At 70.2% G+C, this 19,459-nt stretch carries 19 protein-coding genes; 13 read left to right on the top strand and 6 right to left on the bottom strand.

Going from position 1 to position 19,459, the window contains the following annotated elements:
* The first annotated feature begins 1 nt into the window (after position 1).
* Genes N542_RS0117330 through glpX form a run of 3 tightly spaced genes read left to right on the top strand, consistent with a single transcriptional unit; the run spans position 2 to position 2,883 of the window.
* Entirely contained in the window at positions 2–793 is a 792-nt protein-coding gene (locus N542_RS0117330; RefSeq protein ID WP_028645013.1) for an ABC transporter permease, read from the top strand.
* Positions 790–1,830, top strand: a complete 1,041-nt coding sequence (locus N542_RS0117325; RefSeq protein WP_028645012.1) for a sulfate/molybdate ABC transporter ATP-binding protein — start codon at positions 790–792, stop codon at positions 1,828–1,830. The genes N542_RS0117330 and N542_RS0117325 overlap by 4 nt, the downstream gene beginning before the upstream one ends.
* A 30-nt stretch (positions 1,831–1,860) precedes the next feature.
* Positions 1,861–2,883: a class II fructose-bisphosphatase gene (gene glpX, locus N542_RS0117320; protein ID WP_028645011.1), complete on the top strand. Its 1,023-nt coding sequence runs from the start codon at positions 1,861–1,863 to the stop codon at positions 2,881–2,883.
* Here glpX and N542_RS25385 read toward each other — a convergent pair.
* Positions 2,848–3,684: an alpha/beta fold hydrolase gene (locus N542_RS25385; protein WP_051551957.1), complete on the bottom strand. Its 837-nt coding sequence runs from the start codon at positions 3,682–3,684 to the stop codon at positions 2,848–2,850. The two genes, glpX and N542_RS25385, sit on opposite strands and share 36 nt — an antisense overlap.
* A gap of 123 nt (positions 3,685–3,807) precedes the next feature.
* Here N542_RS25385 and N542_RS0117310 point away from each other — a divergent pair, with 123 nt between their 5' ends.
* Entirely contained in the window at positions 3,808–4,758 is a 951-nt protein-coding gene (locus N542_RS0117310) for an alpha/beta fold hydrolase (protein ID WP_231482724.1), read from the top strand.
* Positions 4,759–4,835: 77 nt separating this feature from the next.
* Here N542_RS0117310 and N542_RS0117305 read toward each other — a convergent pair whose 3' ends face one another.
* On the bottom strand, positions 4,836–5,918 hold the full coding sequence (locus tag N542_RS0117305) for an ABC transporter ATP-binding protein (protein ID WP_028645009.1): 1,083 nt from the start codon (positions 5,916–5,918) through the stop codon (positions 4,836–4,838).
* A gap of 161 nt (positions 5,919–6,079) precedes the next feature.
* Here N542_RS0117305 and N542_RS0117300 point away from each other — a divergent pair, with 161 nt between their 5' ends.
* From N542_RS0117300 to N542_RS0117285, 4 genes are read left to right on the top strand one after another with little or no spacing between them, the layout of a single operon-like run.
* A complete protein-coding gene (locus tag N542_RS0117300) occupies positions 6,080–7,351 on the top strand; it encodes an extracellular solute-binding protein (RefSeq protein WP_028645008.1) in 1,272 nt (423 codons plus the stop codon).
* Positions 7,348–8,319 carry a carbohydrate ABC transporter permease gene (locus N542_RS0117295; RefSeq protein WP_231482723.1) on the top strand — a complete coding sequence of 324 codons (972 nt, stop codon included), beginning with the start codon at positions 7,348–7,350 and terminating at the stop codon, positions 8,317–8,319. The genes N542_RS0117300 and N542_RS0117295 overlap by 4 nt, the downstream gene beginning before the upstream one ends.
* Entirely contained in the window at positions 8,319–9,152 is an 834-nt protein-coding gene (locus N542_RS0117290; protein ID WP_036508282.1) for a carbohydrate ABC transporter permease, read from the top strand. The genes N542_RS0117295 and N542_RS0117290 overlap by 1 nt, the downstream gene beginning before the upstream one ends.
* A gap of 4 nt (positions 9,153–9,156) precedes the next feature.
* On the top strand, positions 9,157–10,392 hold the full coding sequence (locus N542_RS0117285) for an ABC transporter ATP-binding protein (protein ID WP_028645005.1): 1,236 nt from the start codon (positions 9,157–9,159) through the stop codon (positions 10,390–10,392).
* 9 nt (positions 10,393–10,401) lie between these two features.
* On the opposite strand, the gene N542_RS0117280 is transcribed toward N542_RS0117285, so the two are convergent.
* A complete protein-coding gene (locus tag N542_RS0117280; RefSeq protein ID WP_155993171.1) occupies positions 10,402–11,016 on the bottom strand; it encodes a hypothetical protein in 615 nt (204 codons plus the stop codon).
* Positions 11,017–11,110: 94 nt separating this feature from the next.
* On the opposite strand from N542_RS0117280, the gene N542_RS0117275 reads away from it, so the two are divergent.
* Genes N542_RS0117275 through N542_RS0117260 form a run of 4 tightly spaced genes read left to right on the top strand, consistent with a single transcriptional unit; the run spans position 11,111 to position 15,210 of the window.
* Positions 11,111–12,802 (top strand): fumarate hydratase, encoded by a 1,692-nt coding sequence (locus tag N542_RS0117275; RefSeq protein ID WP_231482722.1) that lies wholly within the window; start codon positions 11,111–11,113, stop codon positions 12,800–12,802.
* A gap of 54 nt (positions 12,803–12,856) precedes the next feature.
* A complete protein-coding gene (locus tag N542_RS0117270; RefSeq protein WP_028645002.1) occupies positions 12,857–13,126 on the top strand; it encodes a TFIIB-type zinc ribbon-containing protein in 270 nt (89 codons plus the stop codon).
* Between the two features lie 21 nt (positions 13,127–13,147).
* Positions 13,148–13,831: a hypothetical protein gene (locus N542_RS0117265; protein WP_028645001.1), complete on the top strand. Its 684-nt coding sequence runs from the start codon at positions 13,148–13,150 to the stop codon at positions 13,829–13,831.
* Positions 13,828–15,210 (top strand): class II fumarate hydratase, encoded by a 1,383-nt coding sequence (locus N542_RS0117260; protein WP_028645000.1) that lies wholly within the window; start codon positions 13,828–13,830, stop codon positions 15,208–15,210. The genes N542_RS0117265 and N542_RS0117260 overlap by 4 nt, the downstream gene beginning before the upstream one ends.
* A gap of 97 nt (positions 15,211–15,307) precedes the next feature.
* Here the strand turns inward: N542_RS0117260 and N542_RS0117255 are convergent, their stop codons facing one another.
* The 3 genes from N542_RS0117255 to N542_RS0117245 all read right to left on the bottom strand — a co-directional run bounded on the left by N542_RS0117255 (position 15,308) and on the right by N542_RS0117245 (position 18,622).
* On the bottom strand, positions 15,308–15,886 hold the full coding sequence (locus N542_RS0117255; protein ID WP_231482721.1) for a lytic transglycosylase domain-containing protein: 579 nt from the start codon (positions 15,884–15,886) through the stop codon (positions 15,308–15,310).
* Positions 15,887–16,192: 306 nt separating this feature from the next.
* Positions 16,193–17,470 (bottom strand): PhoH family protein, encoded by a 1,278-nt coding sequence (locus N542_RS0117250; RefSeq protein WP_231482743.1) that lies wholly within the window; start codon positions 17,468–17,470, stop codon positions 16,193–16,195.
* Between the two features lie 378 nt (positions 17,471–17,848).
* Positions 17,849–18,622, bottom strand: a complete 774-nt coding sequence (locus N542_RS0117245; protein ID WP_036508275.1) for an isoprenyl transferase — start codon at positions 18,620–18,622, stop codon at positions 17,849–17,851.
* 92 nt (positions 18,623–18,714) lie between these two features.
* Between N542_RS0117245 and trhA the strand changes: the two genes are divergently transcribed.
* A complete protein-coding gene (gene trhA / locus N542_RS0117240; protein ID WP_051551955.1) occupies positions 18,715–19,446 on the top strand; it encodes a PAQR family membrane homeostasis protein TrhA in 732 nt (243 codons plus the stop codon).
* Positions 19,447–19,459 lie beyond the last annotated feature (13 nt).

The raw sequence follows: 19,459 nt of genomic DNA, 5'->3' as shown, positions 1-19,459 counted from the left end.
CGTGAGGACCAAGCAGCGTCAGGTCGGTCTCCCCGCCTGGATCTTCGTCCCCGCCACCCTCGGCGCGGCCCTGGTCCTGCTTCCGCTCGTCGGGCTGGTGTCGCGGGTCGAGTGGGGCAGCTTCCTCGAGCTCGTCACCTCGGAGTCGGCGATGACCGCGTTGTCGCTGAGCCTGCGCACCTCGGTCGTCGCCACCGTGCTGTGCGTGCTGCTCGGCGTGCCCATGGCCCTGGTGCTGGCCCGCACCAGCTTCCGCGGCCAGGGGCTGGTGCGCTCGCTGGTGCTGCTCCCGCTCGTGCTGCCGCCGGTGGTCGGCGGCATCGCGCTGCTCTACACCTTCGGGCGTCGCGGGCTGCTCGGCGACGAGCTCGACGCGCTCGGGATCCGGATCGCCTTCTCCACGACCGCGGTCGTGCTGGCGCAGACGTTCGTGTCCCTGCCGTTCCTGGTGGTCAGCCTCGAGGGATCGCTGCGCAGCGCCGGCGCCCGCTACGAGGAGGTGGCCGCCTCGCTCGGCGCCCGACCCACGACGGTCTTCCGGCGGGTCACCCTCCCCCTGGTGCTGCCCGGCCTCGTCTCGGGGGCCGTGCTGTCCTTCGCCCGCGCGCTCGGCGAGTTCGGCGCCACGATCACCTTCGCCGGCAGCCTCGAGGGCAGCACCCGCACGCTGCCGCTCTTCATCTACAACCTGCGCGTCGTCGACCCCGACGCCGCCGTCGCGATGTCGCTGGTCCTGGTGGCGGTGGCGGTGCTGGTGATCGCCCTGGCCCGCCCCGGACGGAGCACCTGGTGAGCCTGGAGCTCAGCGCCCGGGTCATCGAGCGCGACGTCGACGTCGCGCTCGAGGTCGCCGACCGGGAGACCGTGGCCGTGCTGGGTCCGAACGGCGCCGGCAAGTCGACCCTGCTCGCCGTCGCCGCCGGCCTGCTGCGACCCGACACCGGCCGGGTCGTCCTCGACGGTGTCGAGCTCACCGGCCCCGACGTCTGGGTCGCACCGCACGCCCGCCGGATCGCGCTGCTCGCCCAGGACCCGCTGCTGTTCCCGCACCTCAGCGTCCTGGACAACGTCGCGTTCGGTCCCCGCAGCAGGGGCGTACGGCGCCGCGCCGCCCACGAGCAGGCCCGCAGCTGGTTGGAGGAGGTGGGCGTCGCCGACCTCGCCGTACGACGTCCCGGCCAGCTGTCCGGCGGGCAGGCTCAGCGGGTCGCCGTCGCCCGCGCGCTGGCGGCCGACCCGCGCCTGCTGCTCCTCGACGAGCCGATGGCCGCCCTCGACGTCGCCGTGCGCCCCGCGCTGCGGCAGTCGCTGCGCCGGGTGCTCGCCGACCGGACCGTGGTGCTGGTGACCCACGACGTGCTCGACGCGCTGCTGCTCGCCGACCGGGTGGTGGTCGTCGACGGCGGGCGCGTGGTCGAGTCGGGCCCGACCACGGAGGTGCTGACCCGGCCCCGCAGCCCCTTCACCGCTCGGATCGCGGGCCTCAACATGGTGCGCGGCGTCTGGCGCGACGGGGCTCTCGACGGGGCGGACGGCACCGTCGTCACGGGGCTCACCCCCGACCCGCTGCCCGCCGACGGCGACCGGGTCGTCGCCGTCTTCCGGCCCAGCGCCGTCTCGGTCTTCAGGGACCCGCCCGGCGGCAGTCCGCGCAACACGATCACCACCACGGTGACCGAGCTGGAGCCGTTCGCTGACCAGGTCCGGGTCCGCGCCGGGGCGCTCGCCGCCGACGTCACCACCCCGGCGGCGGCCGAGCTGGACCTCGTCCCCGGGCTGCGCGTGGTCTTCAGCATCAAGGCGACCGAAGTGGCGATCTATCCCACCTGAACGGAGATGGGGCACCGATAGAGTTGGGTCATGACCGAGCCCGAGAGCCTGTCCGTCGCTCCGCAGTCGCCCGATCGCAACCTGGCGCTCGAGCTCGTCCGCGTGACCGAGGCGGCCGCGATGGCCGCCGGTCGCTGGGTCGGCCGGGGTGACAAGAACGGCGCCGACGGCGTCGCGGTCAACGCCATGAGGGTGATGATCTCGACGATCGGGATGAACGGCACCGTGGTCATCGGCGAGGGCGAGAAGGACAACGCCCCGATGCTCTACAACGGCGAGCAGGTCGGCGACGGCACCGGCCCCGAGTGCGACGTCGCGGTCGACCCGATCGACGGGACGACGCTGACCGCCAAGGGCATGAGCAACGCGGTCGCCGTCCTGGCCGTCGCGCCGCGCGGCTCGATGTACGACCCGTCCGCCGTCTTCTACATGGACAAGCTCGCCACCGGCCCGGAGGCCGCCGACGTCGTGGACATCCGCTACCCGGTCGCCGAGAACATCCACCAGGTCGCCAAGGCCAAGGGTGGCAAGGCCGAGGACGTCACCGTCGTGCTCCTGGACCGACCGCGCCACCAGGCGCTGGCCCAGGAGATCCGCGCGACCGGCGCCCGGATCAAGTTCATCGTCGACGGAGACGTGGCCGGCGCCATCTCCGCCGCCCGCCCCGACAGCGGCATCGACCTGCTGCTCGGCGTCGGCGGCACCCCGGAGGCGATCATCACCGCCTGCGCGATGAAGTCGATGGGTGGCGTGATCCAGGGCCAGCTCTGGCCCCAGGACGACACGGAGCGGCAGAAGGCCCTGGACGCCGGCCACAACCTCGACCCGGACTTCGTGCTGACCACCGACACCCTGGTCACCGGCGACGACTGCTTCTTCGTCGCGACCGGCATCACCGACGGCGACCTGATGCGCGGGGTCCGCTACTACGCCGGCGGCTGCACCACCGAGTCGCTGGTGATGCGCTCGCGCAGCGGCACGATCCGCAAGATCAGCTCGGAGCACCAGCTCAGCAAGCTACGCGCTTTTGCCTCGATCGACTTCGACAGCTGAGGCGCCGGAGGTCCGCAGCAGCCGCTCGGCGACCACGTCGATGACGCGGGGGTCGAACGCCATCCCCAGGTGCGAGGCGGTCACCTCGACCTGGTGCGCTGCCTCGTCGATGCACGCCCGCCAGTCGACGATCCCGTCGCGGCGGGAGTAGATCGCGGTGAAGCCGATGCCGCGGGGCAGCGGCGCACGGCACTCCTCGAAGCTCTGCCGGGCGCACGAGCCGGCCACGCAGTCCTCGGCCATCAGCCCGGGCACACCCGCCTTGCTGAGACGCACCAGCATCTCGACGCTGGCGCTCAGCGAGCGGTGGTGGGCGCCCGGCGCGAGCATCGGGCTGCCGAGGGTGACGACGTTGGACACCAGGTCGGGTCGGCGTACGGCGACCCCGCGGGCGAGCATGCCGCCGAGGCTGTGTCCGACGAGCTGCACCGGCGTCCCCCGGCGCATCGAGATCGACTCCAGTCGGGCCTCCAGCTGGGTGGCGGCGTCGAGCGTGCACCCGATGTTGGCGCGGATGTGGGAGCGGTAGGTGCGGAACCCCTGGGCGCGCAGCGCCCGCGCCATCAGCGCCAGCGACCCGTCGCCGGCCAGGAAGCCGGGCACGAGCAGCACCGGGTCACCGAGACGGGAGCCGGCGCGCTCGGCGTACGGCGTCTCGCGGCGGCTACGGCGGTCTCCGGCCGCGCGGAGCGCGAACCGGCCCATCTCCACCACCGCGCTGCCCTCGCGCAGGACCGCCGCCGGCCGGGGGGCGGCGAAGCCCTCCGGCAGCAGGAAGTCGGCGAGGGGGTTGGTGGGCATGTGATCCACGTTACGGCGCCGCACGGACACCGTCCCGCTTTTCGGCCAGCCGGTGTCGCTTGTTCGCTGAGCGCATAAGAGCCTGCCCTCCCCGGAGCGGGCCGTCGGTGGTTGACTGGCCGCGTGTCTTCCGGATCACGCAGTACCCGCAGCGCGGGGGCCAAAACGCCGGCGCCGCCGGCGGTGCCGGTCTCCGAGGAGCTGTTCGCACCCGTCGGGCGCGGCATCGAGCTCTGCTACCAGACCTTCGGCGATCCCGACGACGACCCGCTGCTGCTGGTGATGGGTCTCGGCGGGCCGATGACCTGGTGGGACGCCGAGCTGTGCGAGGACCTGGCTCGCGCCGGCTTCTTCGTCGTGCGCTACGACAACCGCGACACCGGTCGCTCGACGGTGCTGGACGCGCGGGTCTCCCGCGCGATGCTGGTGCGGGCCTTCGCCGGCACGCGGGTGCGGGCTCCCTACGGCCTGAGCGACCTCGCCGATGACGCGTTCGGCCTCCTCGACCACCTCGGGCTGGCCTCGGCGCACGTCGTCGGAGTGTCGATGGGCGGCATGATCGTGCAGACGATGGCCATCGCGCACCCCGAGCGGGTCCGGTCGCTGACGAGCATCATGTCGACCACCGGCAAGCGCACGGTGGGCTGGCAGAACCCCGCCGTGCTCCCCCGCCTGCTCGCCCCGACGAAGCCCGGGCGCGAGGCGTACGTCGCCAGCACGGTCGTCTTCTCGAAGCTGATCGGCTCCCCGGCGTACCCCATGAGCGAGGAGCGGTCCCGCGAGCGCGGGGCGGTCACCTACGACCGCGGACTCCACCCGGCCGGCGTCGTGCGCCAGATGCTGGCCGTCCTCACCCAGCCCGACCGCGGCACCCGCCTGCGCGGCGTCCGAGTGCCCACCACGGTCATCCACGGGCTCGCCGACAAGATGGTGCACGTCTCGGGCGGCCGGGCGACCGCCGCCGCCATCCCCGGCGCCGAGCTGCTGCTGATCGACGGCATGGGGCACGACCTGCCGCCGGACCTCTTCGAGACCTTCGTCGCCGCGATCCGTCGTACGGCGGACCGGGCCTGACGCGCCGAGTCGGCGCCAGCTTCCGAGAACTCTCGGGAGCTGACGCCGACTCGGAGGTGAGCTGGCGCCGACTGGGCCTACTCGGACAGGCGCGCGCCGGACTCGGTGTCGAAGACGTGCACGTTCTGGGGGTCGGTGGTGACGTAGATCGTCTCCCCCTTCTGCACGTGGTCGCGACCGTTGACGCGGATGATGATGTTGTTGGGCGTGCCCTCGACACCGCTGGTGCCGTAGACGTACGCGTCCGAGCCGAGGTCCTCCACGACCGTCACGCGGACCGGCAGGCCCTCGGTGCTGTTGCCGACGACGCGCCAGGCCTCGGGGCGTACGCCGACGGTGATGTTGCCCTCCATCTTCTTGGAGGCGAGCGGGTCGACCGGCACGAGGTAGTCGCCGATCTTCGCCTTGCCGTCCGAGGCCGACGCCTCGAGCAGGTTCATGGCCGGGGAGCCGATGAAGCCGGCGACGAACAGGTTGACCGGCTTGTCGTAGAGACCGAGGGGGGTGTCGACCTGTTGCAGGTAGCCGTCCTTCATCACCGCGACGCGGTCGCCCATCGTCATCGCCTCGACCTGGTCGTGGGTGACGTAGACGGTGGTGACGCCCAGGTCGGCCTGAAGCTTCGCGATGTCGGTGCGGGTCTGCACGCGCATCTTGGCGTCGAGGTTCGACAGCGGCTCGTCCATGCAGAAGACCTGCGGCTGGCGGACGATCGCCCGGCCCATCGCGACGCGCTGGCGCTGACCACCGGAGAGGGCCTTGGGCTTGCGGTCGAGGTACTCGGTCAGCCCGAGGATCTGCGCCGCGTCCTGGACCCGCTTGTTGCGCTCCTCGGTGGGCACCTTGGCCATCTTGAGCGCGAAGGCCATGTTGTCCGCGACGGACATGTGCGGGTAGAGCGCGTAGTTCTGGAACACCATCGCGATGTCCCGGTCCTTCGGGGGGATGTTGGTGATCTCGCGGTCACCGATGTAGATCCTCCCCTTGTTGACCTCCTCGAGCCCGGCGAGCATCCGCAGGGTCGTGGACTTGCCGCACCCGGAGGGTCCGACGAGGACCATGAACTCTCCGTCGCCGATCTCCAGGGAGATCCCCGGGACCGCGGGCTTGTCGGCACCGGGGTACCAACGCTGTGCCTCTTCGAATCGAACTGTGGCCATGCTTGAACAACTCCTTCACCGGCAGGTACGTGCCGGACGATCCGTCGTAAAGGTGAGCGGGCTCACAGTAGCCGGTCCCGCGCCGGTCGGCGACGCCGCGTGTTTAGGACACCCCTCGCCCGGGCTACATGTGAGGTAGACCACTCGGGAGGGAGCGGCTCATGGATCGAGTCCGGCGCGGGGTCGCCGCCGCCGCAGCACTGATCACCGCCTCGGGTCTGCTCGCCGCGTGCGCGGCGAACGCCGACTCGGGCAAGGCGCAGCTCACCTGGTACATCAACCCTGACAGCGGCGGACAGGCCGCGGTCGCCAAGAGCTGCTCCACCGACGACTACACGATCACCACGCAGGTCCTGCCCCAGGACGCGAGCCAGCAGCGCATCCAGCTGGCCCGCCGCCTCGCCGCCGAGGACCCCGGCATCGACATCATGAGCATCGACCCGCCGTACACCGCGGAGTTCGCCAACGCCGGCTACCTCGCCCCGCTCCCGCAGGAGCTCCAGGACAAGCTGAAGGACCAGTCCTTCAAGGGTGCGACCCAGGCGGCCACCTGGGACGGCGACCTGGTCGTCGCGCCGTTCTGGTCCAACGTCCAGGTGCTCTGGTACCGCAAGTCCTTCGTGAAGAAGGCCGGGATCGACATGGGCCGGCCGGTCACGTGGGACCAGATCATCGACGCCGCGAGCAAGAACGGCGGCAAGGTGGCGGTGCAGGCCAACAAGTACGAGGGCTACGTCGTCTGGATCAACGCGCTCATCGCCGGCGCGGGCGGCGCCATCGTCAGCGACACCGAGAAGGGCATCGACGCCAGCATCGACATCGACTCCGACGCCGGGGACCAGGCTGCGGCCGTCATCCGCAAGCTCGCCCGCTCGAAGGCGGCACCGTCGGACCTCTCCGTGTCCAACGAGGGCACCGCCGGGGCGACGTTCGGCTCCCCCGTCGGCGCGTTCCTCACCAACTGGACCTACATCTGGACCAACTACGACGCGGCGCAGCCGGAGCTGAAGAAGGACATCGGCTACGCCCGCTACCCCCAGACGGTCGAGGGCAAGGAGTCGCGACCGCCGTACGGCGGGATCGGGGTCGGCGTGAGCAAGTACTCCCACCACGTCGACGAGTCGCTGAAGGCCGTCGAGTGCATCACCAACGCCAAGAGTCAGGGCCTCAACGCCGAGCTCACCGGCAACATGCCGGCGAGCGCGGCCGGCTACGAGGACCCGAAGCTGCACAAGATCTACCCCGACGACCTGCTGAAGCTCTTCCAGGACAGCCTGAACGCCGCGACGCCGCGCTCGGTCACGCCGTACTGGAGCGACATCTCCGGCTCGATCCAGAGCACCTGGCACCCGCCCGGGAGCGTCGGCACGAGCACCCCGGGCGACTCCGCCTCCTTCATCGACGACGTGCTGCACGGACGGAGGCTGCTGTGAGCATCGCGACCGCTGCCACACCCGCAACACCCAGCAAGCCGGGCAAGCCCGACCGGCCCGGCAAGGCCGTGGCCAGCGACCGGGCCAAGGCCGAGAACCGGCTGGGCCTCAAGCTGGTCGCCCCCGCGGTGATCCTGATGCTGCTGGTGACCGCGTGGCCGATGCTGCGCGCGCTCTACCTGTCGCTCTTCCGCTACCGCCTCACGACACCGGACGACCGGTCGTTCCAGGGCATCAGCAACTACACGACGATCCTGACCGATCCGCTCTTCTGGCAGGACACCCTCAACACCGTCATCATCATGGTGGTCACCGTCGCCGTCGAGCTGGTCATCGGCTTCGCCTTCGCGATGGTCATGCACCGCATCGTCTTCGCCCGCGGCGCCGTCCGTACGTCGATCCTGATCCCCTACGGCATCATCACCGTCGTCTCGGCCTTCGCCTGGCAGTTCACCTTCAGCATCAACAACGGCTGGGTGAACAGCTGGTTCGAGTGGCTGCCGTGGATCGGGCCCGACACCAACTGGTTCGGCGCCCACTGGCCGGCGATGTTCGCCATCATGGTCTCCGAGATCTGGAAGACCACGCCGTTCATGTCCCTGCTGCTCCTCGCCGGCCTGTCGCAGGTGTCGGAGGACATGCTCGAGGCCGCCCAGGTCGACGGGGCCACCTGGTGGCAGCGGCTCTTCAAGGTGATCCTGCCGAACATGCGGGCCGCGATCATGGTCGCCGTGCTCTTCCGGGCCCTGGACGCCTTCCGGATCTTCGACAACATCTACGTGATGACCAAGGGCGCCCAGGGCACCGAGTCGTCGTCGTTCCTCACCTATCGACAAGTCATCGAGCAGTTCCAGCTCGGCATGGGCTCCGCCCTGTCGGTGCTGCTCTTCCTGACCGTGCTGCTGATCGCCTACCTGATCACGAAGTTCTTCCGGGTCGACCTGGCGCAGGCGAGGGGTGAGGGCTGATGAACGCCACGCGCAACCGGATCGGCACGGCGATCGGCTTCGTGCTGATCCTCGTCTGGTGCCTGCTGCCCGTCGTCTGGATCATCTCGCTGTCGTTCAAGTCGGCGGCCGAGACCGGGGTCGGCAGCCCGCAGTTCCTGCCCAAGGACCCGACGCTGCAGAACTACCGGGACATCCTCACCGACAACGACTTCCTCGACGCGCTGCGCAACTCCTTCGGCATCGCGCTGATCGCGACCTTCCTGTCGGTGATCCTCGCGACGCTGGCGGCGTACGCCATCGCGCGGCTGGAGTTCCGCGGCAAGCGGGCGGTGCTGTCGCTGGCCCTGGCCATCGCGATGTTCCCGGTGGTGTCCCTGGTGGGTCCGCTCTTCGACATGTGGCGCACGCTGCACCTCTTCAACACCTGGCCCGGCCTGATCATCCCCTACATGTCCTTCACGCTGCCGCTGGCGATCTGGACCCTGTCGGCGTTCTTCCGCGAGATCCCGTGGGAGATGGAGCAGGCGGCGCAGGTGGACGGCGCCACGTCGTGGCAGGCCTTCCGCAAGGTGATCGTCCCGCTCGCGGCGCCCGGCGTCTTCACCGCGGCGATCCTCACCTTCTTCTTCGCCTGGAACGAGTTCGTGCTCGCGATCTCGCTGACCTCCACCACGCGCTCGCGCACGGTGCCCGCGCAGATGTCCTTCTTCGTCGGCCCCGACCCGTTCAACCCGCCGTACGGGCAGCTGGCGACCGCGTCGGTCGTCGTCACCGTCCCGATCATCATCATCGTCCTGCTGTTCCAGCGAAAGATCGTCGCCGGCCTGACCTCCGGCGCAGTGAAGGGGTGACCTCATGGCCGCTATCGACATGAAGAACATCGTCAAGCAGTACGGCGACGGCTTCCCGGCTGTGAACGACATCAGCATCGACGTGGCCGACGGGGAGTTCATGATCCTCGTCGGGCCCTCGGGCTGCGGGAAGTCGACGCTGCTGCGGATGATCGTCGGCCTGGAGGACATCACCTCCGGGGACATGATGATCGGCGACAAGCGCGTCAACGACCTGGCGCCGCGCGACCGCAACCTCGCGATGGTGTTCCAGAACTACGCCCTCTACCCGCACCTCACGGTCTACGAGAACATCGCCTTCCCGCTGCGGCTGGCGAAGGAGTCCGACGACGAGGTCGACAAGAAGGTCCGCGCGGCGTCGAAGACGCTCGAGCTGGACGAGCACCTCGACCGCAAGCCGGGCAACCTGTCCGGCGGGCAGCGCCAGCGGGTCGCCATGGGTCGCGCGATCGTGCGGGAGGCCGACGCCTTCCTCTTCGACGAGCCGCTGTCGAACCTCGACGCCAAGCTGCGCGGGCAGATGCGCACCGAGATCTCCCGCCTGCAGAAGCGGCTCGGCATCACCACGGTCTACGTCACCCACGACCAGACCGAGGCGATGACGCTCGGCGACCGGGTCGCGGTGCTGAAGCGCGGCGTGCTGCAGCAGCTCGCGACGCCGCGGGAGCTCTACGAGAACCCGGGCAACCTCTTCGTGGCCGGCTTCATCGGGTCGCCGCCGATGAACTTCCTGCCCGCGACGGTCGAGGGCACGTCGGTGAAGCTGCCCTTCGGCAGCGTGCAGATCTCGCCGGAGAAGGCTGCGAAGGCCGAGGGCAGGGGCCTGCTGATGGCGGGCATCCGGCCGGAGTACTTCGAGGACGCCAGCGTCAAGACCGACCCGACCGGCGGCTCCACCTTCCGGGCCGAGGTCGACACGGTGGAGTGGCTCGGCAACGAGACCTACGCCTACATCCCGTTCGAGGCGCCCCCGGAGGTCGAGGAGCAGCTGCGCCAGCTGGAGCGCGACCTCGACGGCGAGTCCCTGCGGACCCAGCTGGTCGTCTCGCTCGACGGCGCCAGCCGGATCCAGGAGGGTGAGGAGGCCGAGATCTGGGTGGACGGCTCGAAGATCCACCTCTTCGACCCGGCGACCGGCGAGAACCTCACGGTCGACCGCGACAACGCCGGACGCATCCTCGACCACGCGACCGAGCAGGCGGCCGAGCAGCAGGCGGAGCAGGACGCCGTGGCCGGCTGATCCCCGGTGTCAGCAGCCGCCCTGGACGGCGACGGTGTAGCGGTAGTCGCTCGACTTGTAGCGCGAGCGCGGGCACAGGACCGTGCCGGAGTCGGAACCGGCGAAGCTCTTGATCTGGCCGTACTTCTCGACCCCGCGACCGGGGGCACGCGAGCAGGACAGGTAGTGCCAGCGACCCGAGACCTTGTAGCGCCCGGTGAACAGCACGAAGCGGCGGTCCTTGCTCTTCTCGGAGATGCTGAAGGTCTTCTTGACCGTCTTGGTGCCGGTCGTCTTGCCCTCCGCGGCCACCGTCATCGACACCTTCGCGCTGAGCGAGGCGAAGCCCCAGTTGGCCGAGCCGCCGACCTCGCTGGTGATGTTGGTCGAGGCGGTCAGCGTCTTCGAGTGCTCCAGGGTCACCGACTGCTCGAACGCCGTGCCGCGGGCGAGCGTGATCGCCTCGACGTGCGTCGCGACGAACTTCTTGCTGGCGGTCTCGACCCGCCGGATCAGGACCTTGTCCTGGCCCTTGCACTGCGACTTCACGCTGGCCTCGGCAGGCCCTGCGGTGACCACCACGGCCGGCAGGCCGATCGTCACCATCGCCCCGACCACGGCAACCGCTCCCCGACGTACTCGCATCACGACAACCTCCCCGATGAGGCCACCCTCGTGATGGCCGAGCGGTTCCTACCCACTCAGGTCCCGGGATAACCCGGGGATATCGTTGCCACTCGTGGCGACCACCTCCCCCGAGTTCCTGTACTCCGACCTGCTGCCCGTCGGCCGGGACGACACGCCGTACCGGCTGCTGACGACCGAGGGCGTGTCGAGGATCGAGGTCGACGGCGAGACCTTCCTCAAGGTCTCCCCCGAGGCGATCCAGCGGCTGACGTCGGAGGCGATGCACGACATCAGCCACTACCTGCGCCCGGCGCACCTGGCGCAGCTGCGCAAGATCATCGACGACCCCGAGGCGTCGGGCAACGACCGCTTCGTCGCGCTCGACCTGCTCAAGAACGTCAACATCTCCGCCGGCGGCGTGCTGCCGATGTGCCAGGACACCGGCACCGCGATCGTGATGGGCAAGAAGTCCGAGGGCGTGATCACCGGCATCGACGACGGCGAGGCGATCTCGCGCGGGGTGTACGACGCGTACACCAGGCTCAACCTGCGCTACTCGCAGCTCGCCCCGCTGACGACGTACGACGAGAAGAACACCGGCACCAACCTGCCCGCGCAGATCGAGATCTACTCGACCCCGCAGACCAGCGGGAAGCCGGAGTACAAGTTCCTCTTCATGGCCAAGGGCGGTGGCTCGGCCAACAAGTCGTTCCTCTTCCAGGAGACCAAGGCGATCCTCAACCCCCAACGCCTGCTGCAGTTCCTCGACGAGAAGATCCGCTCGCTCGGCACGGCCGCCTGCCCGCCGTACCACCTGGCGGTCGTCATCGGTGGCACGTCGGCGGAGTTCGCGCTGAAGACCGCCAAGTACGCCTCGGCGCACTACCTCGACAACCTGCCGACCGAGGGCTCCATGTCGGCCCACGGCTTCCGGGACGTCGAGCTGGAGGACGAGGTCTTCAAGCTGACCCAGTCCTTCGGGATCGGCGCGCAGTTCGGCGGCAAGTACTTCTGCCACGACGTCCGGGTCGTGCGCCTCCCCCGTCACGGCGCCTCCTGCCCGGTCGCCATCGCGGTCTCGTGCTCGGCCGACCGGCAGGCGCTCGGCAAGATCACCGCGGACGGGGTCTTCCTCGAGCAGCTCGAGACCGACCCGGCGCACTACATGCCCGACGCCGGGGTGGCCGAGGACATCTCGGGCGGCGAGGTCGTCGCGATCGACCTCCGCCAGCCGATGGCCGACATCCTCGCCGAGCTCTCGAAGCACCCGGTGAAGACGCGACTCTCGCTCACCGGCCCGCTGGTGGTGGCGCGCGACATCGCGCACGCCAAGATCCAGGAGCGGCTCGACGCCGGCGAGGAGATGCCGGCGTACCTCAAGGACCACCCGGTCTACTACGCCGGACCGGCGAAGACCCCCGCCGGCATGGCGTCCGGGTCGTTCGGCCCCACCACCGCTGGTCGGATGGACTCCTACGTGAAGGCCTTCCAGGCCGCCGGTGGCTCGATGGTCATGCTGGCCAAGGGCAACCGGTCGAAGCAGGTCACCGAGGCCTGCAACGAGCACGGCGGCTTCTACCTCGGCTCCATCGGCGGCCCGGCCGCGCGCCTGGCGCAGGACTGCATCCGCAGCCAGGAGGTGCTCGAGTACGCCGAGCTGGGCATGGAGGCGGTCTGGAAGATCGAGGTCGAGGACTTCCCCGCCTTCATCGTCGTCGACGACAAGGGCAACGACTTCTTCACCGACCCCTCCGGCACCGTCACCGTGCCCGTGACCGGGATCCGGGTGCGTTCGGCGCAGTAGGAACCCTCCACGTGGCCCACCCGTTCGACCGGGTAAGCGACGAGAGGACCCTCCATGCAGTGCCCCACCGACGGGACCGTGCTGACGATGAGCGAGCGCAGCGGGATCGAGATCGACTACTGCCCGACCTGCCGGGGCGTGTGGCTCGACCGCGGCGAGCTGGACAAGATCCTCGAGCGGGCTCACACCCAGTCGACCGCGCCGGCGCCGGCTCCCCCGGCCCCCTCGTGGGACCGCGGCCAGCACGGCTACCAGCAGCCCAGCCAGCCCGGCCACTACAAGAAGAAGCGCAAGGAGAGCTGGCTCAGCGAGCTCTTCGACTAGGTCACCCGTAGCGTGGCCCGGGTGGAGTATGCCGAGATCGCACGGGCCGAGTCGGAGCGCGGGGAGCTGGTGCTGCGCGAGCGGCGCCCGGAGAACGGTCCGAGCTCCTTGGAGCTGCGGGCCAACGGCGTGTTCGTGATGGACACCGTCGAGGTGACCACCGAGCGCGCACTGGCGACCGCCGCCCTGGACGTCGTCGAGGCGCCGGTCGCCGTCGTGGTCGGCGGGCTCGGACTGGGCTTCACGATGCACGAGGTGCTCGCCGACTCGCGGGTCGAGAAGGTTGCCGTCGTCGAGATCGAGCAGGCGCTCGTCGACTGGATGCGCAACGGGACGGTCCCGCACGGCCCCGCCCTGCTGGCCGACGCGCGGGTCACGGTCGTCGTGGCCGACGTGGCGGTCGCGCTGGCGGAGGCCGCGCCCTCGTCGTACGACCTGGTCCTGCTCGACGTCGACAACGGCCCCGACTTCCTGGTCCACGAGGGCAACGCCGAGCTCTACCGCGCGCCGTTCCTGCACAGCGTGCGGGCGGCGCTGCGCGACGGCGGCGCGCTCGCCGTCTGGTCGGCATCGCGCTCGCCCGACCTCCTCGCGGCGCTGACGACGGTCTTCGGCTCGGCCGAGGAGCAGGCCCACGACGTCACCCTCCAGGAGCGTGCGGAGCGGTACTGGCTCTACGTCGCACGGGTACCGTCCAACGCATGAGCGACTACCGCACCGAGCACGACAGCATGGGCGAGGTCCGCGTCCCCGTGGATGCCCTGTGGCGCGCGCAGACCCAGCGAGCGGTCGAGAACTTCCCGATCAGCGGCACCCCGATCGAGCCCGCGCTGATCCACGCGATCGGTCGGGTGAAGTCCGCCGCGGCGAAGGTGAACGCCGACCTCGGCGTACTGGACCCGGCGCCGGCGGCCGCCATCGTCGCGGCCGCGGACGCCGTGGTCGCCGGTGAGCACGACGCGGAGTTCCCGATCGACGTCTTCCAGACCGGCTCGGGCACCAGCTCCAACATGAACGCCAACGAGGTCATCGCCTCGCTCGCGGGCCGGGCCGGCACCGAGGTCCATCCCAACGACCACGTCAACGCGAGCCAGTCGAGCAACGACACGTTCCCGACCGCGATCCACGTCGCCGCCACCCTCGCCGTCGCCGACGACCTGCTGCCGGGCCTCGGGGTCCTCGCCGACAGCCTCGGCGCCAAGGCGGAGGAGTTCGCCGGCGTGGTGAAGTCCGGGCGCACCCACCTGATGGACGCCACCCCGGTGATGCTCGGCCAGGAGCTCGGCGGCTACGCCGCCACCGTGCGGTACGGCGTCGAGCGGCTCGAGTCCGTCCTCCCCCGGGTGCGCGAGCTGCCGCTGGGCGGCACCGCGGTCGGGACGGGCATCAACACCCCGCCCGGCTTCGCCGAGCGCGTCATCGCCGTACTCTCCGAGGAGGCCGGGCAGCCGTTCACCGAGGCCCGCGACCACTTCGAGGCGCAGGGCACCCGCGACTCGCTCGTCGAGCTGAGCGGGGTCCTGAAGACCGTCGCCGTCGGCCTGATCAAGATCTGCAACGACCTGCGCTGGATGTCGTCGGGCCCGACCACCGGGCTCGCGGAGATCCACCTCCCCGACCTCCAGCCGGGGTCCAGCATCATGCCGGGCAAGGTCAACCCGGTGCTGCCGGAGGCGACGCTGATGGTCTGCTTCCAGGTGATCGGCAACGACGCCGCCGTCACCGCGGCCGGGGCGAGCGGCAGCTTCGAGCTCAACGTCGCGATGCCCGTGATCGCGCGCAACGTGCTGGAGTCGGTGCGCCTGCTGGCCGCCGCCTCCCGGCTGCTGGCCGAGCGCTGCGTCGACGGGATCACCGCGAACGCCGACCGGATGCGGCAGTACGCCGAGTCCTCCCCGTCCGTCGTGACCCCGCTGAACAAGTACGTCGGCTACGAGGCCGCGGCCAAGATCGCCAAGGCGGCCCTGGCCGAGGGCGCCACGATCCGCGAGACCGTGCTCGCGATGGGGTACGTCGAGCGCGGCGAGCTCACCGAGGCCCAGCTGGACGAGGCCCTCGACGTGGAGTCGATGACGCACCCCTGAGCGGCGTACTCCTCAGGCACTTCGTGAGCTTCTGGGGCTCTGCAGTGCCTGAGGAGTTCAGGGATACCCGGTTAACCGGGGATCCACGACGGGCCCCTCAGTACCACCCGTGGGACTCGGAGTGGCCCCACGCGCCGCAGGGGCTGCCGTACCGGTCCTGGATGTAGCCCAGGCCCCAGGTGATCTGGGTGGCGGCGTTGTGCTCCCAGTCGGGGCCGGCGGAGGCCATCTTCGAGCCGGGCAGGGCCTGCGGGATGCCGTGGGCGCCGGAGGAGGCGTTGTGCGCGGCGGGGTTCCAGCCACTCTCGCGGGTCCACAGCGAGTCCAGGCAGCCGAACTGGTCGGCACCGAAGCCGAACTTCCCCATCAGCGTCCGCGCGATGTCCTTGGGGTCGCCCTGGCTGAGGTCGACCGAGCTGGTCCGCGCCGGGCCGCTGGTGGCCGACAGGGCGCTCACCTTGGCCGGGTCGGCGTCGGTACGGCGATCCGCGGACCGCGACGTCACCGCCCGGTCGATCGCCGCGGCACCCACGCCTGCTCCGGTGCCCGCGCTCGCCGACTCGTCGCCGCGCTGGGCACCGAGGTCGTTGGCGGTCGTCGTGACCTTCGCGGGCGCCCCGCCGAGCACGCCACCGGACACGGCGATGCCGGTGACCGCGAGGGCGACCGACGTCATCACGACCCCGTGGCGCAGCGCCTTCCGGGGTGCTTCACGCAGCGTCGGCTCGGGAACGTTCCGGTGCTTCGGGACGTACTTCGCGTGTTTCGACAAGGCCTCGGGGTTCCGGGGTAGACGACTCGTGCGGAGATCTGCCCGGACGCTCGCAGGCGACGACGCTGTCGCCAGGTCACGAGAAGATCACGGCCACCCTGCCTGACGAGGAAGGTGGTTGCAAACCGAACTGCCCGATCTCTAGGGCCAATTCCGTAGCGTCCCACCTCCCCCGTCACAACAGTCACAGGAGGCCCAGCAGCACCATGATCACAGCGTGACGTTCTCCAGCATCTCGGTGACCAGGGCCGCGATCGGCGAGCGCTCGGACCGGGTGAGGGTGACGTGGGCGAAGAGCGGGTGGCCCTTCAGCTTCTCGATCACCGCCACCACGCCGTCGTGCCGGCCGACCCGGAGGTTGTCGCGCTGGGCCACGTCGTGGGTCAGCACCACCTTGGAGTTGGCGCCGATGCGGGAGAGCACCGTCAGCAGCACGTTGCGCTCCAGCGACTGCGCCTCGTCGACGATCACGAAGGCGTCGTGCAGGGACCGACCACGGATGTGGGTCAGCGGCAGCACCTCGAGCATCCCCCGGTCGAGGATCTCGTCGATGACCTCCTTGGAGGTCATCGCGCCGAGCGTGTCGAAGACCGCCTGGCCCCAGGGCGACATCTTCTCGGTCTCGGAGCCGGGCAGGTAGCCGAGCTCCTGACCGCCGACCGCGAAGAGCGGGCGGAAGACGACGACCTTCTTGTGCTGGCCGCGCTCCATCACCGCCTCGAGCCCGGCACACAGCGCCATCGCGGACTTGCCGGTGCCGGCCCGGCCGCCGAGGGACACGATCCCCACCTCCGGGTCGAGCAGCATCTCCAGCGCGATCCGCTGCTCGGCGGAGCGGCCGTGGATGCCGAACGCCTCGCGGTCACCGCGCACCAGGTGCACCTGCTTGTCCGGACCGACCCGGCCCAGCGCCGTACCGCGGTCGGAGAGCAGCACCAGGCCCTGGTGGCACGGCAGCTGACGGGCCTCCTCGAGGTCGAGGACGCCGTCGTCGTACAGCTCGTCCAGGTCCGTCGCCGCGACCTCGAGCTCGGCCATGCCGGAGTAGCCGGAGTCGGAGTCGCTGATCGCCTCAGCGCGGTACTCCTGGGCATCGAGACCGACCGCGGAGGCCTTGATCCGCAGCGGCAGGTCCTTGGAGACGAGCGTGACGTCGCAGCCCTCCTCGGAGAGGTTGTGCGCCACCGCGAGGATCCGCGTGTCGTTGTCGCCGAGCCGGAAGCCGGAGGGCAGGGAGGTCGGGTCGGTGTGGTTGAGCTCGACCCGGAGCGTGCCGCCCTCCTCGCCGACGGGGACCGGCTCGTCGAGCCGGCCGTGGACGACGCGGAGCTCGTCGAGCGCCCGCAGCGCGCTGCGGGCGAAGAACCCCAGCTCGGGGTGGTGCCGTTTACCCTCCAGCTCGGTGATCACCACGACCGGGAGCACGACCTCGTGCTCCGCGAAGCGCTTGAGGGCGCCCGGGTCGGCCAGCAGCACGCTGGTGTCCAGGACATAGGTGCGGACGCCGGGTGCGGCGGTGGCACGGGTCCTGGCGGCGGTGGGGGAGCGCTGTGACTTCTGAGCCTGGGTCGGCACGATGACACCCCTTAACAGGCCGGCGGGCACTCCGCGTCCGGCCAGCAACTCACACTGATGGACCGGAACGAGCCCGAGCGCCGGAGTGCCGGCTCCCGGTCGCGCACCAGCAACGCTGCTGCTGCGCTGTGCAGTCGTGAGCAATCACGAACGGGCCTCCCGATACGGAGAGCTTCCCCACTCCCCGACACTTCGGAAAGTACGCCGCCCGAGGAGGCCACCGGAGGCGACACGCCCAACCTTTCGGTGAACGTCACGCGGCCGAAATACGGACCGTCCGAGGGCGCGAAATCAGGACCCGAAGCGGCGCTCGCGCAGCGCGTAGGCCCGGATCGCACGCAGGAAGTCGACCCGGCGGAAGTCCGGCCAGTAGGCCTCGCAGAAGTAGAACTCCGACTTCGCGCTCTGCCAGAGCAGGAAGCCGCCCAGGCGCTGCTCCCCCGAGGTCCGGATCACCAGGTCGGGGTCGGGCTGTCCCTTGGTGTAGAGGTGCTCGGCGATGTGCTCGACGTCGATGACGGTGGCCAGGTCCTCGAGCGACATGCCCTTGGCGGCCGACTCGTGGAGGAGGGACCGTACGGCGTCGGCGATCTCGCGCCGGCCGCCGTACCCGACCGCCACGTTGACCAGCATCCCGTCGACGTCGCGGGTCCGCTCGGCCGCCGCCTTGAGCTGCTCGGCGGTCGCCGCGGGGAGCAGGTCGAGCGCGCCGACGGGGTGGATGCGCCACCGCTGCTGGTCGGCGAGCGACTCCACGGCCTCCCCGATGATGTCGAGCAAGGGGGCGAGCTCACGCTCGGGACGGTTCAGGTTGTCGGTGGAGAGCAGCCACAGCGTCACCACCTCGATGCCGACCTCGTCGCACCAGCCCAGGAGCGGCTCGATGTTGGCGGCGCCTGCTCGGTGGCCGTGAGCCGTGTCACGACCGACCGCCTTGGCCCACCGCCGATTGCCGTCGAGCATCACGCCGACGTGCTGGGGCAGGCCCTCGACCGGCATCCGGCGCAGCACGCGGGCCTCGTACGCCGGATAGAGCACCCGACGAGCTCCCCGCTTCCAGTCCACCCTCCGATGGTAACGGCGGGGAGCCGTACGCCGTTGACGTGACGTTCACCGCCCGTGGTGTTTTCGTGACCTTCGGCGGGTAAGTTCGAAGCATGGATCAGTCCGTGAACCAGACGATGCGTGCGGGGCTCGACCACCTGCAGGGCGCGGTCGCCGACCTCACGGCCGACATCAAGCCCAAGCTGCGCGGATGGCTGCACCTCGCTACGGCGCCGGTGACGCTCGCGGCCGGCATCGTGCTGATCGCGCTCTCCCCCACCAGCACGACCCGGATCGGCTCGGCCGCCTTCACCGGCACCGCCCTGATCCTCTTCACGGTGTCCGCGATCTACCACACGGGCACCTGGTCGCCCCGGACGTGGGCGTTCCTGCGCCGCTTCGACCACGCCAACATCTTCCTGCTGATCGCCGGGTCCTACACGGCGTTCAGCCTGCTGCTCCTCGAGGGCACCACCCGCTGGGTGCTGCTCGCCACCGTCTGGGGCGGCGCGATCCTCGGGGTCCTCTTCCGGGTCTTCTGGACCGACGCCCCGCGCTGGCTCTACGTCCCGCTCTACATCGCGATGGGCTGGGCCGCGGTCTTCTTCCTGCCCGCCTTCCTCGACGGTGCCACCAAGCTCGGCGTCGGCGTGGGCATGGCGACGTTCACGATGATCGTCGTCGGCGGGGCCCTCTACACCTTTGGCGGCGCGGTCTACGGCTTCAAGCGCCCCAACCCGTGGCCACGCTGGTTCGGCTTCCACGAGGTGTTCCACACCTTCACGATCCTGGCGTTCGTCGCGCACTACGTGGGCGTCTCGCTCGCGACGTACTCCCTGCGCTGAGCCGCCTCCACCC

Source organism: Nocardioides sp. URHA0020 (assembly GCF_000620705.1).
GTDB lineage: Bacteria > Actinomycetota > Actinomycetes > Propionibacteriales > Nocardioidaceae > Nocardioides.
The sequence above is the reverse complement of the archived record's forward strand: the minus strand, read 5'-3'. Positions and strand labels throughout refer to the sequence as shown.

What these genes read in the sequence shown, in the direction of transcription:
- N542_RS0117270 (WP_028645002.1), top strand. Translation starts at nt 12,857, where the DNA reads ATGCAGTGCCCCACCGACGGGACCGTGCTGACGATGAGCGAGCGCAGC.
- N542_RS0117290 (WP_036508282.1), top strand. Translation starts at nt 8,319, where the DNA reads ATGAACGCCACGCGCAACCGGATCGGCACGGCGATCGGCTTCGTGCTG.
- glpX (WP_028645011.1), top strand. Translation starts at nt 1,861, where the DNA reads ATGACCGAGCCCGAGAGCCTGTCCGTCGCTCCGCAGTCGCCCGATCGC.
- N542_RS0117255 (WP_231482721.1), bottom strand. Translation starts at nt 15,886, where the DNA reads ATGACGTCGGTCGCCCTCGCGGTCACCGGCATCGCCGTGTCCGGTGGC.
- N542_RS0117285 (WP_028645005.1), top strand. Translation starts at nt 9,157, where the DNA reads ATGGCCGCTATCGACATGAAGAACATCGTCAAGCAGTACGGCGACGGC.
- N542_RS25385 (WP_051551957.1), bottom strand. Translation starts at nt 3,684, where the DNA reads ATGCCCACCAACCCCCTCGCCGACTTCCTGCTGCCGGAGGGCTTCGCC.
- trhA (WP_051551955.1), top strand. Translation starts at nt 18,715, where the DNA reads ATGGATCAGTCCGTGAACCAGACGATGCGTGCGGGGCTCGACCACCTG.
- N542_RS0117280 (WP_155993171.1), bottom strand. Translation starts at nt 11,016, where the DNA reads ATGCGAGTACGTCGGGGAGCGGTTGCCGTGGTCGGGGCGATGGTGACG.
- N542_RS0117260 (WP_028645000.1), top strand. Translation starts at nt 13,828, where the DNA reads ATGAGCGACTACCGCACCGAGCACGACAGCATGGGCGAGGTCCGCGTC.
- N542_RS0117305 (WP_028645009.1), bottom strand. Translation starts at nt 5,918, where the DNA reads ATGGCCACAGTTCGATTCGAAGAGGCACAGCGTTGGTACCCCGGTGCC.
- N542_RS0117300 (WP_028645008.1), top strand. Translation starts at nt 6,080, where the DNA reads ATGGATCGAGTCCGGCGCGGGGTCGCCGCCGCCGCAGCACTGATCACC.